Genomic DNA, 13792 nt, shown 5'->3' with positions numbered 1-13792 from the left:
GGACAATGGAGCTGTTCACCAACCAGGTCCTGGCCGGCATTGCCACGGGCGCGATCTACGCCTGCATGGCGCTCGCCGTGGTCATGATCTACCAGGCCATCGACCATCTCAACTTCGCGCAGGGCGAGATGGCGATGTTCTCGACCTTCATCTCCTGGCAGCTGATGCAATGGGGCGTGCCTTATTGGGCCGCCTTCGTGATCACGCTGGCCTTCTCCTTCGTCGCCGGCATCGCGATCGAGCGGATCCTGTTCAAGCCGCTGACAAAGGCACCGGTGCTGACCAACGTCGCCGGCTTCATCGCGCTGTTCGCGATCATCAACTCCTCGGCGGGCCTGATCTGGGACTTCACCATCAAGCAATATCCGACCCCGTTCGGCTCCGCGCCGTTCCTCGGCAGCCAGCTGATCTCGACCCACCAGGCCGGCATGATCGGCGTCACCATACTGCTGCTGCTCGGGCTCTATTTCTTCTTCCAGTACACGCGGATCGGTCTTGCCATGCGCGCGGCCGCCTCCGTGCCTGAATCGGCCCGCCTCGTCGGCATCAACACCTCCTGGATGATCGCGCTCGGCTGGGGCATGGCGACCGCGATCGGCTCGATCGCCGGCATGCTGATCGCGCCGGTCGTGTTCCTCGAGCCGAACATGATGGGCGGCGTGCTGATCTACGGCTTTGCCGCGGCCGTGCTCGGCGGACTGACCAGCCCGTTCGGCGCCGTGGTCGGCGGCTTCCTGGTCGGTGTCTTCGAGAACCTCGCCGGCACCTACATCCCCGGCGTCGGCAACGAGCTGAAACTCCCGATCGCGCTCGCGCTGATCATCTCCGTCCTGGTCGTCAAACCCGCCGGCCTGTTCGGTCGGCACATCGTCAAGCGAGTTTGATCATGAGCGCTGCAGAAGAAGTCGTTGCAGAAGGCCACCAGGCGGTCGAGGCCGTTCCGAAGCGGGCCATGACGCTGGGCACCGGCACCTCGCTGGTGGTGCTCGCGGCGCTCTTGATCGTGCCGATGTTCGTCAAGAACTTCGTCATCTTCCAGATGACGATGCTCCTGATCTACGGGCTCGCCGTGCTGGCGCTGAACATCCTGACCGGCGGCTCCGGCCAGTTCTCGCTCGGCCAGAGCGCGTTCTACGCCGTCGGCGCCTATACGTCGGCGGTGCTGATGGAGCACGCCAACATCAACTACGCGCTGACCATTCCGATCTCCGCCGTGGTCTGCTTCGGCTTCGGGTACCTGTTCGGAAAACCGGCGCTGCGGCTGTCGGGCGTCTATCTCGCGCTCGCGACCTTCGCACTCGCGACCGCGATGCCGCAGCTGCTGAAGCTGAACTTCCTGGAACACTGGACCGGCGGCGTGCAGGGCCTCGTCGTCACCAAGCCGGATGCGCCGTTCGGCCTGCCGATGTCGCAGGACACGTGGCTGTACTACTTCACGCTCATCGTCACGATCGCGATCTACATGCTCTCGGTGAACCTGTTGCGCTCGAGGTCGGGCCGCGCCTTCATGGCGATCCGCGACAACGAGATCGCGGCGTCCTCGATGGGTGTCAACGTCGCACTCTACAAGACGCTGGCTTTCGGCGTGTCGGCGGCGATCACGGGCATTGCTGGCTCGCTCGGCGCCATCGCGGTGCAGTTCGTGGCTCCCGACAGCTACACCATCACGCTCGCGATCTCGCTGTTCCTCGGCATGGTGGTCGGCGGCGTCGGCTGGCTGCCCGGCTCGTTCGTCGGTGCGGCCTTCATCATCTTCGTGCCGAACATGGCGGAGAGCATCTCCAAGGGCCTCTCCGGCGCGGTGTTCGGTGTGCTGCTGTTCCTCGTCATCTACCTCGTGCCGCACGGCGCAAGGCAGATCGCGATCATTGGCCAGCAACTCGTCGGCAAGCTCAAAAAGAACTGAAGTCCCGTTAAATTAAGCAAGGAGACCGAATTGCATTTTGGAAGAACACTGCGAGCCGCCGCGCTGGTCACGGCAACGGCGGCCATCACTCTCACCTCCGGCGCGGCACTCGCCCAGAAGAAATACGACACCGGCGCAAGTGACACCGAGATCAAGGTCGGCAACATCATGCCGTACAGCGGTCCGGCGTCGGCCTATGGCATCATCGGCAAGACCGAAGAAGCCTATTTCAAGATGATCAACGACAAGGGCGGCATCAACGGCCGCAAGATCAACTTCGTCACCTATGACGACGGCTATTCGCCGCCGAAGGCAGTCGAGCAGGTCCGCAAGCTGGTCGAGAGCGACGAGGTGCTGGCCGTGTTCAATCCGCTCGGCACACCCTCGAACAGCGCGATCCAGAAGTACCTCAACGCCAAGAAAATCCCGCAGCTCTTCGTCGCCACCGGCGCCACCAAGTGGAACGATCCGAAGAACTTCCCCTGGACCATCGGCTGGCAGCCCTCCTACCAGAGCGAAGCCCAGATCTACGCGAAATGGCTGATGAAGGAGAAGCCCGACGCCAAGGTCGCGATCCTCTATCAGAACGACGATTTCGGCAAAGACTACCTCAAGGGCACCAAGGACGGTCTCGGCGCCAAGGGCGCGTCCATGATCATCATGGAAGAGAGCTATGAGGTGTCCGAGCCGTCGATCGACGGCCATATCGTCAAGATCAAGGCCGCCAATCCCGACGTGCTGCTGATCTATGCGACGCCCAAATTCGCGGCGCAGACCATCAAGAAGACGGCCGAGCTCAGCTGGAAGCCGCTCCAGATCCTCACCAACGTCTCGATCTCGGTGGGCAGCGTGATGAAGCCCGCCGGCTTCGAGAATGCACAGGGCGTGCTGTCGGCGGCCTATGCCAAGGACTCCACCGATCCGCAGTGGGCCAACGACCCCGGCATGAAGAAGTGGAACGAGTTCGTCGACAAGTACATGCCGGGTGCCGACAAGTCCGACACCAGCATGGTCTATGGCTACGGCGCGGCCTCGACCCTGGCCAAGGTCCTGGAGATGTGTGGTGACGATCTCACCCGCGCCAATCTCATGAAGCAGGCGGCTTCGCTGAAGGATTTTGCGCCGGATACGCTCCTGCCCGGCGTCAAGATCAACACCAGCGCTACCGACTTCGCCCCGATTGCGCAGCTGCAGATGCAGCGCTTCAAGGGTGAGAAGTGGGAACTGTTCGGCGAGATCATCAGCGGCGACGTCGCCTCCGAGTGACACGCTGACGCAATAGTCCGACCCTCGAGAAGCCCCCGCGAGCGATCGCGGGGGCTTTTTGTTGACGGCAGGCGCCAATCTTGTTCAATGCGGCGCCGATCCAACTCGGGGCAGGAGAACAATGTCCGCCGTTCGTTTTCAGGTTGCGGCCCTCTGGACCGGGCTCGCTTTGTGCACTGCGATGAGCAGCCCGGCACTGGCGCAGAAGAAGTACGACAGCGGCGCATCCGATACCGAGATCAGAATAGGCAACATCATGCCCTATAGCGGCCCGGCCTCGGCCTACGCCGCGATCGGCAAGGCCGAGGAAGCCTATTTCCGCAAGGTCAATGCCGAGGGCGGCATCAACGGGCGCAAGATCAAGTTCATCTCCTATGACGACGCCTATTCGCCGCCGAAGACGGTGGAGCAGGCGCGCAAGCTGGTCGAGAGCGACGGGGTGCTGCTGATCTTCGGCTCGCTCGGCACGTCCACCAACGGCGCCATCCGCAAATACATGAACGAGAAGAAGGTGCCGCAATTGTTCGTGGCGAGCGGCGCCTCGAAGTGGAACGATCCCAGGCAATATCCCTGGACCATGGGCTGGCAGCCCAGCTACGCGAGCGAGGCGCGGATCTACGCCAAATACATCATGAAGGAGAAGCCGGACGGCAAGATCGGCGTGCTCTACCAGAACGACGATTTCGGCAAGGATTATCTGAAGGGGCTAAAGGATGGCCTCGGGCCCAAGGCCTCGATGATCGTGCTGGAAGAGGCCTACGACACGTCGGAGCCCGCCATCGACGAGCACGTCGTGAAGCTGAAGGCCTCGGGCGCCGACGTGTTCATCAGCATCACCACGCCGAAATTCGCCGCGCAGGCGATCAAGAAGGCGGCGGAGATCAACTGGCATCCGGTCCACATCGTCTCCAACGTCTCGGCCTCCGTCGGCGGCGTGATCGAGCCGGCGGGCCTGGAGATCTCGCAAGGCCTGCTGTCGGCGAGCTACACCAAGGACGGCTCCGATCCGCAGTGGAATGCCGACGACGGCATGAAGAAATTCTATAACTTCCTCGCGCAATATGATCCCAAGGCCAACAAGCTCGATGCCGGCGTCGTGTTCGGCTATGCCGCCGCGCAGACCATGGTCAAAGTGCTGCAGATGTGCGGCGACGACCTCACCCGCGAGAACGTCATGAGGCAGGCAGCCTCCTTGAAGGATTTCGAGCCCGACACGCTGCTGCCCGGCATCAGGATCAACACGGCGCCGGACAATTTCGCCCCGATCGAGCAGTTGCAGATGATGCGTTTCAAGGGCCGGAAATGGGAGCTGTTCGGCGACATCATCTCGAGCGAGATGGGCCACTGAAGCGGCGCAACCCAAAATCGCTCCAGATTGGTTAAACAACTCAAGACAGCCGGACCTTCTCGCAGTCGCACACGAGAGCCGGCCGTCCCTGACTACTAAAGACGCAGCCCCCGCGACGCCGTCCCGGGGGCTTTCTGTTGAAGGCATCAGCCAAATCGTATTGAATTGCGGCAGCGTCGCCAAGAAAATCGAGACAAGAAAAGGGGCGCATACACACCAAGAAAATAGGGAGATAGGAATGCCCGCTGTCACCGGCAAACTTGCAGCCGCATCGCTGGCGCTTGCGCTCATTGCGGCCTCGGCCTCCACCGCATCGGCCCAGAAGAAATACGATACCGGCGCGACCGATACGGAGATCAAGATCGGCAACATCATGCCCTACAGCGGACCGGCCTCCGCCTACGGCATCATCGGGCGGACCGAAGCCGCCTATTTCAAGAAGATCAACGAAGAGGGCGGCATCAACGGCCGCAAGATCAATTTCGTCTCCTACGACGACGCCTATTCGCCGCCGAAGACGGTGGAGCAGGCACGCAAGCTGGTCGAGAGCGACGAGGTTCTGCTGATCTTCAATTCACTCGGCACGCCGCCGAACTCGGCCATTCAGAAATACATGAACTCGAAGAAGGTGCCGCAGCTGTTCGTCGCGACCGGCGCCACCAAATGGAATGATCCGCAGAACTTCCCCTGGACCATGGGCTGGCAGCCCAATTACCAGAGCGAGACGCAGATCTACGCGAAATACATCCTGAAGGAGATGCCGAATGCCAAGATCGGCGTGCTCTACCAGAACGACGATTACGGCAAGGACTACCTGAAGGGCCTGAAAGACGGGCTCGGCGCCAAGGCCGCGAGCATGATCGTGCTGGAGGAAAGCTACGAGACCTCCGAGCCGACGATCGACAATCACATCGTGAAGATGAAGGCGACCGGCGCCGACGTCTTCATCAACATCACCACACCGAAGTTCGCGGCCCAGGCGATCAAGAAGATCTCCGAAATCGGCTGGAAGCCGACCCACTTCCTCAACAACGTCTCGGCCTCGGTCGGCAGCGTAATCAAGCCCGCCGGCTTCGAGAATTCGCAGGACATCATTTCGGCTGCCTACCTGAAGGACGTGTCGGATCCTCAGTGGAAGGACGACGCCGGCATGAAGGGTTTCCTGGAGTTCATGACGAAATACTTCCCTGAAGGTGACAAGCTCGACGGCGGCACCATCGTCGGTTACGGCGTGGCGCAGACGCTGGTGGAAGTGCTGAAGAAGTGCGGCGACAATCTCACGCGCGAGAACGTCATGAAGCAGGCGGCGAGCCTGAAGGACTTCCGCACCGAGGTGCTGCTGCCCGGCATCAAGATCAACACCGGCGCGAACGACTTCGCACCGATCAGCTCGCTTCAGCTCATGAGGTTCAAGGGCGAGAAGTGGGATCTGTTCGGCGACGTCATCAGCGCTGACGCCGGCGGCTAGCCTCCAGCTGGATCGCAGTGTTCAAAAGGGCCCTCCGCGAAATCATCGCGGAGGGCTTCTTGCTACGCGGCGATTATGATCACGCGATTGCATATTCGAATGATGACACAGCCGGCTTACGCTTTGGCCGCCGATGCGCTAGGCAGGTGAACGGCGGCGTGTGTCGCCAGTTTGTTCCGTCTGCCGAAGGCCATCGTCATGACCGACCGCCGTCCCCTGCTCCGCGCGCTCTACGACGCCGCCGTTGCCGCTGCCCATCCCAATGTGGTGCTGGCGCCGCATTTGGGGCCCGCGCCAAGAGGACGCGTGATCTGCCTCGCCGCCGGCAAGGGCGCGGGCGCCATGGCCGCGGCAGCCGAACGGCATTATCTCGACACGCTCAAGCTGGCGCCGGAGCGGCTCGTCGGCATCGCCACCACGCGCCATGGCTACGGCGTGCCGACGCGCCGCATCCGCGTGGTCGAGGCCGGGCATCCCGTGCCGGATGAGGCTGGCCTCAAGGGCGCGGCCGACACGCTCGCGCTCGCAGGCGAGGCCGGGCCGGACGATCTGCTCCTGGTGCTGCTCACCGGCGGCGGCTCGGCGAACTGGATCGCGCCCAGCGACGGTATCAGCTTCGCGCAGAAACAGGCGGTCAACAAGGCGCTGCTACGCTCGGGCGCGCCGATCGGTGAGATGAACGTCGTGCGCAAACACCTGTCGCGGATCAAGGGCGGACGCCTTGCGCGTGCCGGCAAGAACGCCGCCCAGATCGTGACGCTCGCGATCTCCGACGTGCCGCATGACGACGCTTCCGCGATCGCCTCCGGCCCGACCGTGCCTGATCCGACCACGCTGGCCGATGCGCGCGCCATCGTCGCGAAATACAAGCTCGACATCGACGATGCCGTGCGCCGCGCGCTCGACGATCCCGCCAACGAAAGCTGCAAGCCCGGCGATGCCGCCTTTTCGCGCGCGCATTTCGAATTGATCGCGCGGCCCAAGCAGTCGCTCGACGCCGCGGTGAAGCTCGCGCGCGAATCCGGTTACGAGACCATCGACCTCGGCGCCGATCTCGAAGGCGAGGCGCGCGAGGTCGCCGCCGCTCACGCCAGCCTGGCGCTGCAAGCGCGCGCGCAAGGCAAGCGCCTCGCGATCCTCTCCGGCGGCGAGCTCACCGTCACGGTGCGCGGCAATGGACGTGGCGGGCCGAACCAGGAATACGCGTTGGCGCTCGCCGCTCTGCTCAAGGACACGCCTGACATCTCGGCGCTGGCCGGCGACACCGACGGCGCCGACGGCGGCGCCGGCAACCCCACCGACCCCGCCGGCGCGCTGATCGACGCGACGACCTTCGCAAAGATGAAGGCGCAGGGGCTTCAGCCGCAAGCGTACCTGGACAACAACGACGCCACGACGTTCTTCGAGGCGACCGGCGACCTGCTGCTACCGGGCCCGACGCTGACCAACGTGAACGACATCAGGGTGATTTTGGTGGATTGAGGCTGAGATTTCTCCCCCGTCATGGCCGGGCTTGACCCGGCCATCCACGCCTTCCCTCGCTGCCCAAAAACGTGGACACCGGGCCAAGCCTGGGCATGACGCGGACGTGGAGCGCCGCCTCAGAACTCGTTCGCGACCTTCGCGAGCATCGCGATCAGAGCTTCGCGGTTGGCCTGCCCGAGCAACTCGTTCAGCCGGGCCTCGTGCTTGGTGGCGACCAGCTTCTTGGCGCGGGCCAGCACCGCCTTGCCCTTGTCGGTCAGCACCAGGATGTGCGAGCGGCGGTCGTTGGTGGAGCGGATCCGCGCGCAAAGGTCGCGGCTCTCGAGATTGTCGAGCATGGCCACGAAGTTCGGCCTGAGAATGCCGAGGGTGGAGGCGATCTCGGTCTGGTTACGGCCGGGATTCTTCTCGACCAGCAGCAGCACGGAGAACTGCGCCGGCGTGAGCTGGAGCGAGGCCATGCAGCGCAGGAAGTTCTCGAACACCTTGAGCTGCGCCCGCTTCAGCACATAGCCGAGCTGTTCCGAGAGCTCGCCGAGCTGGAGCGCTTCGCCAGCGGCCCCCTGGCCTTGCGCCTCGGCCGCATCCTTGCGGCCCTTGGCCGAGTCGGCAGGCTTTTCGGAGGACTTTTCAGCGGCTTTGGAAACGGTCATCGCCTCGTGCTCGTAATCCCGCTAAATTCGGGAGGGATCGTTCCCACCCTTGATGTTATATTTGATAATTGTTATGGACCATATCAAATATCGCATGCGTTTTTCAATGGCTGTGAGCGGACCGTCCACCGCGATCGAGGGGACCGGTCCGTAATCTTTAGGGGGAGCGTCCGGTCTTGAATACCACCATCATGCTGTTCCTGGTGCAGGACGGCATCACCAATGGCGCGATCTATGCGCTGCTCGGCCTGGCGCTGGTGCTGGTGTTCGCCGTCACCCGCGTCATCCTCATTCCCCAGGGCGAATTCGTCACCTACGGCGCGCTGACCTACGCCTCGCTGGCCGCGGGCCAGATGCCGGGCACGGCAAAGCTCGCGCTGGCGCTCGGCATCGGCGCTTTCGCCTTCGACCTGTTCGTCGCGCGCAAGGCGCTGCACGGCCGCCTGATCGTGCGCAGCGTCCTCACCAATATCGTGCTGCCAGCCATCGTGCTGGCGCTGACGGTTTACTTCGCAGCCCAGAAGCCGCCGGTCGCGGTCTCGATCGCGCTGTCGCTGATGATCGTGGCAATGATCGGCCTCTATCTCTACCGCGTCGCATTCCAGCCGCTGGCACACACCTCCGTGCTGGTGCTGCTGATCGCATCCGTGGGCGTCCATCTGGCACTGCAGGGCCTCGGCCTGCTGTTCTTCGGCGCCGAAGGCCAGCGCGGACCTGCCGTGCTGTCCGGCGCGTTCACCGCGGGCTCGCTGCGCTTCACCGGCCAGAGCCTCACCGTCTACGGCATCACCATCGCCTTCATCGTCGCCCTCTGGCTGTTCTTCGGCCTGACACTCTACGGCAAGGCGCTGCGCGCAACCGCCGTGAACCGGTTAGGGGCGCGGCTCGTCGGCATCCGCACCACGCTGTCGGGGCAGATCGCTTTTCTGCTGGCATCCGTCATCGGGGCGTTGTCGGGCATCATGATCGTGCCGATCACGACGCTCTACTATGACAGCGGCTTCCTGATCGGCCTGAAGGGCTTCGTCGCCGCGATCATCGGCGGCCTCGTCAGCTATCCCCTCACCGCCGCCGCGGCGCTGGTCGTCGGCCTCGTCGAGGCGTTCTCGTCCTTCTATGCCTCCAACTACAAGGAGGTGATCGTTTTCATGCTGCTGATCCCCGTGTTGCTGCTGCGCTCGCTCGCCGCGCCCGCCGTCGAAGAAGAGAAGGACTGAGGCTGAAATGCAGAGCCGCCTTCCCATCATCGTCTTCGCAGCCGTCATGGCCGTGATTCCGTTCGTCCCCGGCATGCCGCCGTTCTGGATCGTGCTGCTCGACAATATCGGCCTCGCGGCCCTCGTCGCGATGGGCCTCGTGCTGCTGACCGGCGTCGGCGGCCTGACCTCGTTCGGACAGGCAGCCTTCGTCGGCTTCGGCGCCTACACCACCGCGGTGCTGTCGACGGCCTACGGCCTGTCGCCCTGGCTGACGCTGCCGCTGTCGCTATTGGTCAGCGGATCGCTGGCGGTGCTGCTCGGGCTGATCACCGTCCGTCTCTCCGGCCATTATCTGCCGCTGGGCACGCTCGCCTGGGGGCTCGGGCTGTTCTATCTCTTCAGCAAGCTGGAGTTTCTCGGCCGTAACGACGGCATCTCGGCGATCCCGCCGCTGTCGATCGGCACGTTCAAGATGCTCTCGCCCGGCTCGATCTATTACGCGATCTGGGTCGCCGTGATCCTCTCGGCGCTGCTGACGATGAACCTCTTGGATTCCCGCACCGGACGCGCCATCCGCGCGCTACGGCGCGGCCATGTCGCCGCCGAGGCGTTCGGCGTGCACACGCCGCGCGCCAAATTGCTGGTGTTCATCCATGCCGCCGTGCTCGCCGGCCTCTCCGGCTGGCTCTACGCGCATCTCCAGCGCGCGGTGAACCCGACGCCGTTCGGCGCGCAGGCCGGCATCGAATATCTCTTCATCGCGGTGGTCGGCGGCGCCGGCTATGTCTGGGGCGGCGTTTTGGGCGCGGCGATCGTCGTGGTCCTGAAAGAGGTGCTGCAGAGCTATCTGCCGCTGATCCTGCCCGGCTCCGGCCAGGTCGAGACCATCGTGTTCGGCATCATGCTGGTGGCGCTGTTGCAACTTGCGCCCGGCGGCCTCTGGCCCTGGCTGATGTCGTTCCTGCCGGAGCGGACCAGCGGCAAGAAGCCGGACACCTCTCTGAAGCTGGAGCAGCGTCCGCGCGCGCCCGGCGAGTCCAATATCCTGCTCCAGGTCGACAAGGCGCGAAAACAGTTCGGCGGCGTGGTCGCCGTCAACAACGTCTCCTTCGACGTCCAGGCTCGTGAGATCGTCGCGCTGATCGGCCCGAACGGCGCCGGCAAGAGCACGACCTTCAACCTGATCACCGGCGTGCTGTCGGCCACGTCAGGCTCGGTCTCGGTGCTCGGCAAGAAGGTCGACAAGGCGCCGCCGCAGGAGATCGTCAAGCTCGGCATCAGCAGGACCTTCCAGCATGTGAAGCTGGTCCCTGACATGACCGTGCTGGAGAACGTCGCGATCGGCGCGCATCTGCGCGGCCATTCCGGGCCGATCGCCTCGATGCTGCGGCTCGACCGCGCCGACGAAGCCAAACTGCTCGCGGAGGCCGCCCGCCAGATCGAGCGTGTCGGCCTTGCCGACCAGATGCATCAGCTCGCAGGCAGCCTCTCGCTCGGCCAGCAGCGCATCGTCGAGATCGCCCGAGCGCTCTGCGTCGATCCGATGCTGCTGCTGCTCGACGAACCGGCCGCCGGCCTGCGCCACATGGAAAAGCAGCAGCTCGCCAAGCTGCTGCGGGACTTGCGCGACGGCGGCATGAGCGTCCTCCTGGTCGAGCACGACATGGGCTTCGTGATGAACCTCGCCGACCGCATCGTGGTGCTCGATTTCGGCACCAAGATCGCCGAAGGCACCCCCGCCACGATCAAGACCAATCCCGAAGTGATCAAGGCCTATCTCGGAGTGGCGGCATGAGCGCGCTGTTGTCGGTCACCGACGCCCATGTCGCCTATGGCAAGGTGGAGGCGGTGCGCTCGGTCTCGCTCGAGGTCGGCGCGAATGAGATCGTCACCATCGTCGGCGCCAACGGCGCCGGCAAGACCACGCTGCTCTCCGCCATCATGGGCATCCTGCCGCTGAAAGGCCGGGTCACCTTTGCCGGCCAGGATCTCGCCAGGCTCGACATCGAGGACCGCGTCGCGATGGGACTTGGCCTCGTCCCGGAGCACCGCGAATTGTTCGTGACCATGAATGTCGAGGACAATCTCGAGCTCGGCGCCTTCCGCATCGAGCGAAGCAAGGCGAGAGCCTCGATGGAACGCGTCTACACGCTGTTTCCGCGACTGAAGGAGCGTCGCAAGCAATTCGCCGGCACGCTCTCCGGCGGCGAGCAGCAAATGCTCGCGATGGGGCGCGCGCTCATGTTCGAGCCGAAGCTGCTGATGCTGGATGAGCCGAGCCTCGGCCTCGCCCCGATCATCGTCGCCGACATCTTCCGCATCGTCACCGAACTCCGCGCCAGCGGCGTCTCGGTGCTGCTGGTCGAGCAGAACGCGCAGGCCGCGCTGAAGATCGCGGACCAGGCCTATGTGATGGAGCTCGGCGAGTTCGTGCTCTCCGGCAAGGCCAGCGATATCGCCGCGAACGAGCGGGTTGCGGCCAGCTATCTCGGCTTCCAGCACGAAGGTGAGAGCGTGATCTGATTCTTACCCTCCCCTGGAGGGGGAGGGTCGCTTCGCAAAGAGCGCAGCGATGTGCGAAGCGGGGTGGGGTGACGGTCCCTCCGCGTAGAACACTGCCCGTGTTGAGAGATCACCCCACCCCGCTCGCGCTCCGCGCGACCGACCCTCCCCCTCCAGGGGAGGGTAAGCGCGCGGCGTTACGTAGCTCCTGTCACCTTACCGCCCTTCAACGCCGCCACCTCGGCCTCCAACTCTGCAATCCTCGCGTCCCTCACCGCCAACGCCGCTGCCACATCGCCTGCGTCGAACTTCTGCGGAATGTGCTGCGGGCAATTGGTGTCCCAGGCTGCGATCTTGAACAGGATCACCTGCTCCGGCCGCGCGCGGTAACCCTTCGGCATCAGCGATGTCGTCAGCGCCTCGTCGTCCTCGACCACGCGCGCCTCGCCCCAGATCTTGACCCGGCGGCGATGGGCGTAGTCCATCACGAAGATGTAGGCCTTGGGATTCTCGGACAGGTTTCCCTGCGTGATGTATTGCCGGTTGCCGGCGTAGTCCGTGAAGGCCAGCGTCTGCTTGTCCAGCACTTTCAAGAACCCTTTGGGACCCCCGCGGTGCTGGATGTAGGGCTGGCCGTCGGCCGAGGCAGTGGCGAAATAGAAACTGTCGGCGTCAGCCAGGAACGACGCGAGATTCTCATCGACCTCGGTGCGCCAGCCGCGCTGCTCGGCGTGAGCATAGCCTTCGCGTGATCCCTTTCGGGTCTGGATCGATTTCACCGCCGGCGTGAACGCCACGTCGCTGGCGTAGGTGTGAGTTGCCGTCATCGGAACATCTCCTGAAATCCCGGCGCATGTCTGCGTTTATCCTCGATAAAATGTACCTCCCGGCGGCCAAAACAATCTACCGGCTTGACACTTCATCGTTGCGATATACGCAATAATGAGATGGACCGCCTCGAAGCCATGCACGTCTTCGTCACCGTTGCCGATCTGCGCGGCTTTGCGCCGGCGGCGCGCAAGCTGCACCTGTCGCCCTCGGCGGTAACGCGGCTGATCGCGGCGCTGGAGGAGCATCTCGGCGCCCGGCTGTTGCAGCGGACCACCCGGCAGGTGAGATTGACCGACGTCGGCACGCGCTATCTGGAGCGCGCGCGGCGCATCCTCGCCGATGTCGAGGAGGCCGACGGCTCCGCGCGGGAGGAGCGCCACCGGCCGAGCGGACGGTTGGTGGTATCGGCCCCGGTCGGCTTCGGCCGGCTGCATGTCGGGCCGGTCATGACCGACTATCTCAAGCGCTATCCCGAGGTCGGCGGGGAATTGCGCTTGTCCGACCATCTCGTCAATCTCGTGGAGGACGCCGTCGATGTCGCGGTGCGGATCGGTCATCTCGCCGATTCCTCGCTGGTGGCGCGCCAGGTCGGCGCGATGCGGCGGATCGTGGTGGCGACGCCGGGCTACCTGAAACGCCACGGCGAGCCGAAGACGCCGGAGGCGTTGCTCGGACACCAGACCATTCAGTTCGGGCCCTTCGCCAGCTGGCACTTCGTGCAGGACGGCCGCGACATCGAGGTCACGCCATCGCCCCGCTTCATCAGCAACAGCGCCGACGCCGCCCTGCAATATGCCGAAGCCGGCGGCGGGGTGACGCGCGTGCTGGCCTATCAGGCCGCCGAGGGGCTGAAGCGCGGACGGCTGAAAATCGTGCTGGCGAAGTACGAGCAGCCGGCGCTGCCGATCCACATCATCTACCCGACCTCGCGGCTGCTCTCGGCCAAGGTGCGCGCGTTCGTCGATCTCGTGGTGGAGACGGCGGAGTGGAGGTTTGGGTAGCTCTCGTGCCCCGGACGCATCGCAGCACGCAGTGATGCGATGCTGAGCCGGGGCCCAAAAGGCGGCGCGATATCATGCCGAGGCATGGGTCTCCCGGCTCTGCGGAGCGGCACTTCGCGCCGCACCGCGTCCG

12 protein-coding genes are annotated in these 13792 nt (G+C 64.2%); 10 read left to right on the top strand and 2 right to left on the bottom strand.

The annotated features are described in order from the left end of the window. Window positions 1–5: 5 nt before the first annotated feature. The 6 genes from GDN70_RS07655 (at window position 6) to GDN70_RS07630 (ending at window position 7470) form a co-directional block, all read left to right on the top strand. Entirely contained in the window at window positions 6–884 is an 879-nt protein-coding gene (locus GDN70_RS07655) for a branched-chain amino acid ABC transporter permease (protein ID WP_028142132.1), read from the top strand. A gap of 2 nt (window positions 885–886) precedes the next feature. Next, window positions 887–1906: a branched-chain amino acid ABC transporter permease gene (locus tag GDN70_RS07650; protein ID WP_028142133.1), complete on the top strand. Its 1020-nt coding sequence runs from the start codon at window positions 887–889 to the stop codon at window positions 1904–1906. A gap of 30 nt (window positions 1907–1936) precedes the next feature. After that, window positions 1937–3172 (top strand): ABC transporter substrate-binding protein, encoded by a 1236-nt coding sequence (locus GDN70_RS07645; protein ID WP_028142134.1) that lies wholly within the window; start codon window positions 1937–1939, stop codon window positions 3170–3172. A gap of 121 nt (window positions 3173–3293) precedes the next feature. Then, window positions 3294–4520 (top strand): ABC transporter substrate-binding protein, encoded by a 1227-nt coding sequence (locus tag GDN70_RS07640; protein ID WP_028142135.1) that lies wholly within the window; start codon window positions 3294–3296, stop codon window positions 4518–4520. 238 nt (window positions 4521–4758) lie between these two features. Next, window positions 4759–5988, top strand: coding sequence for an ABC transporter substrate-binding protein (locus tag GDN70_RS07635; protein ID WP_152102354.1), 1230 nt, complete (start codon window positions 4759–4761; stop codon window positions 5986–5988). A 198-nt stretch (window positions 5989–6186) separates the two neighbouring features. Continuing rightward, on the top strand, window positions 6187–7470 hold the full coding sequence (locus GDN70_RS07630; protein WP_028142137.1) for a glycerate kinase: 1284 nt from the start codon (window positions 6187–6189) through the stop codon (window positions 7468–7470). 119 nt (window positions 7471–7589) lie between these two features. On the opposite strand, the gene GDN70_RS07625 is transcribed toward GDN70_RS07630, so the two are convergent. Next, a complete protein-coding gene (locus GDN70_RS07625) occupies window positions 7590–8126 on the bottom strand; it encodes a MarR family winged helix-turn-helix transcriptional regulator (RefSeq protein WP_038950084.1) in 537 nt (178 codons plus the stop codon). Window positions 8127–8302: 176 nt separating this feature from the next. Here GDN70_RS07625 and GDN70_RS07620 point away from each other — a divergent pair, with 176 nt between their 5' ends. From GDN70_RS07620 to GDN70_RS07610, 3 genes are read left to right on the top strand one after another with little or no spacing between them, the layout of a single operon-like run. Then, on the top strand, window positions 8303–9343 hold the full coding sequence (locus GDN70_RS07620) for a branched-chain amino acid ABC transporter permease (protein WP_038950085.1): 1041 nt from the start codon (window positions 8303–8305) through the stop codon (window positions 9341–9343). Between the two features lie 7 nt (window positions 9344–9350). Then, window positions 9351–11120 (top strand): ATP-binding cassette domain-containing protein, encoded by a 1770-nt coding sequence (locus GDN70_RS07615; protein ID WP_050995605.1) that lies wholly within the window; start codon window positions 9351–9353, stop codon window positions 11118–11120. Next, a complete protein-coding gene (locus tag GDN70_RS07610; RefSeq protein ID WP_152102353.1) occupies window positions 11117–11848 on the top strand; it encodes an ABC transporter ATP-binding protein in 732 nt (243 codons plus the stop codon). The genes GDN70_RS07615 and GDN70_RS07610 overlap by 4 nt, the downstream gene beginning before the upstream one ends. A gap of 176 nt (window positions 11849–12024) precedes the next feature. On the opposite strand, the gene GDN70_RS07605 is transcribed toward GDN70_RS07610, so the two are convergent. Continuing rightward, window positions 12025–12654, bottom strand: coding sequence for a pyridoxamine 5'-phosphate oxidase family protein (locus tag GDN70_RS07605; RefSeq protein WP_028142141.1), 630 nt, complete (start codon window positions 12652–12654; stop codon window positions 12025–12027). 120 nt (window positions 12655–12774) lie between these two features. Between GDN70_RS07605 and GDN70_RS07600 the strand changes: the two genes are divergently transcribed. Further along, entirely contained in the window at window positions 12775–13659 is an 885-nt protein-coding gene (locus GDN70_RS07600; protein ID WP_152102352.1) for a LysR family transcriptional regulator, read from the top strand. The last annotated feature ends 133 nt before the right edge of the window (window positions 13660–13792 follow it).

The organism is Bradyrhizobium sp. TM102 (genome assembly GCF_009176685.1).
GTDB lineage: Bacteria > Pseudomonadota > Alphaproteobacteria > Rhizobiales > Xanthobacteraceae > Bradyrhizobium > Bradyrhizobium ottawaense.
Note: the sequence above shows the minus strand (reverse complement) of the source record. Positions and strands in the feature narration are given on the sequence as shown.

What these genes read in the sequence shown, in the direction of transcription:
- GDN70_RS07640 (WP_028142135.1), top strand. Translation starts at nt 3,294, where the DNA reads ATGTCCGCCGTTCGTTTTCAGGTTGCGGCCCTCTGGACCGGGCTCGCT.
- GDN70_RS07630 (WP_028142137.1), top strand. Translation starts at nt 6,187, where the DNA reads ATGACCGACCGCCGTCCCCTGCTCCGCGCGCTCTACGACGCCGCCGTT.
- GDN70_RS07605 (WP_028142141.1), bottom strand. Translation starts at nt 12,654, where the DNA reads ATGACGGCAACTCACACCTACGCCAGCGACGTGGCGTTCACGCCGGCG.
- GDN70_RS07655 (WP_028142132.1), top strand. Translation starts at nt 6, where the DNA reads ATGGAGCTGTTCACCAACCAGGTCCTGGCCGGCATTGCCACGGGCGCG.
- GDN70_RS07615 (WP_050995605.1), top strand. Translation starts at nt 9,351, where the DNA reads ATGCAGAGCCGCCTTCCCATCATCGTCTTCGCAGCCGTCATGGCCGTG.
- GDN70_RS07625 (WP_038950084.1), bottom strand. Translation starts at nt 8,126, where the DNA reads ATGACCGTTTCCAAAGCCGCTGAAAAGTCCTCCGAAAAGCCTGCCGAC.
- GDN70_RS07635 (WP_152102354.1), top strand. Translation starts at nt 4,759, where the DNA reads ATGCCCGCTGTCACCGGCAAACTTGCAGCCGCATCGCTGGCGCTTGCG.
- GDN70_RS07600 (WP_152102352.1), top strand. Translation starts at nt 12,775, where the DNA reads ATGGACCGCCTCGAAGCCATGCACGTCTTCGTCACCGTTGCCGATCTG.
- GDN70_RS07650 (WP_028142133.1), top strand. Translation starts at nt 887, where the DNA reads ATGAGCGCTGCAGAAGAAGTCGTTGCAGAAGGCCACCAGGCGGTCGAG.
- GDN70_RS07610 (WP_152102353.1), top strand. Translation starts at nt 11,117, where the DNA reads ATGAGCGCGCTGTTGTCGGTCACCGACGCCCATGTCGCCTATGGCAAG.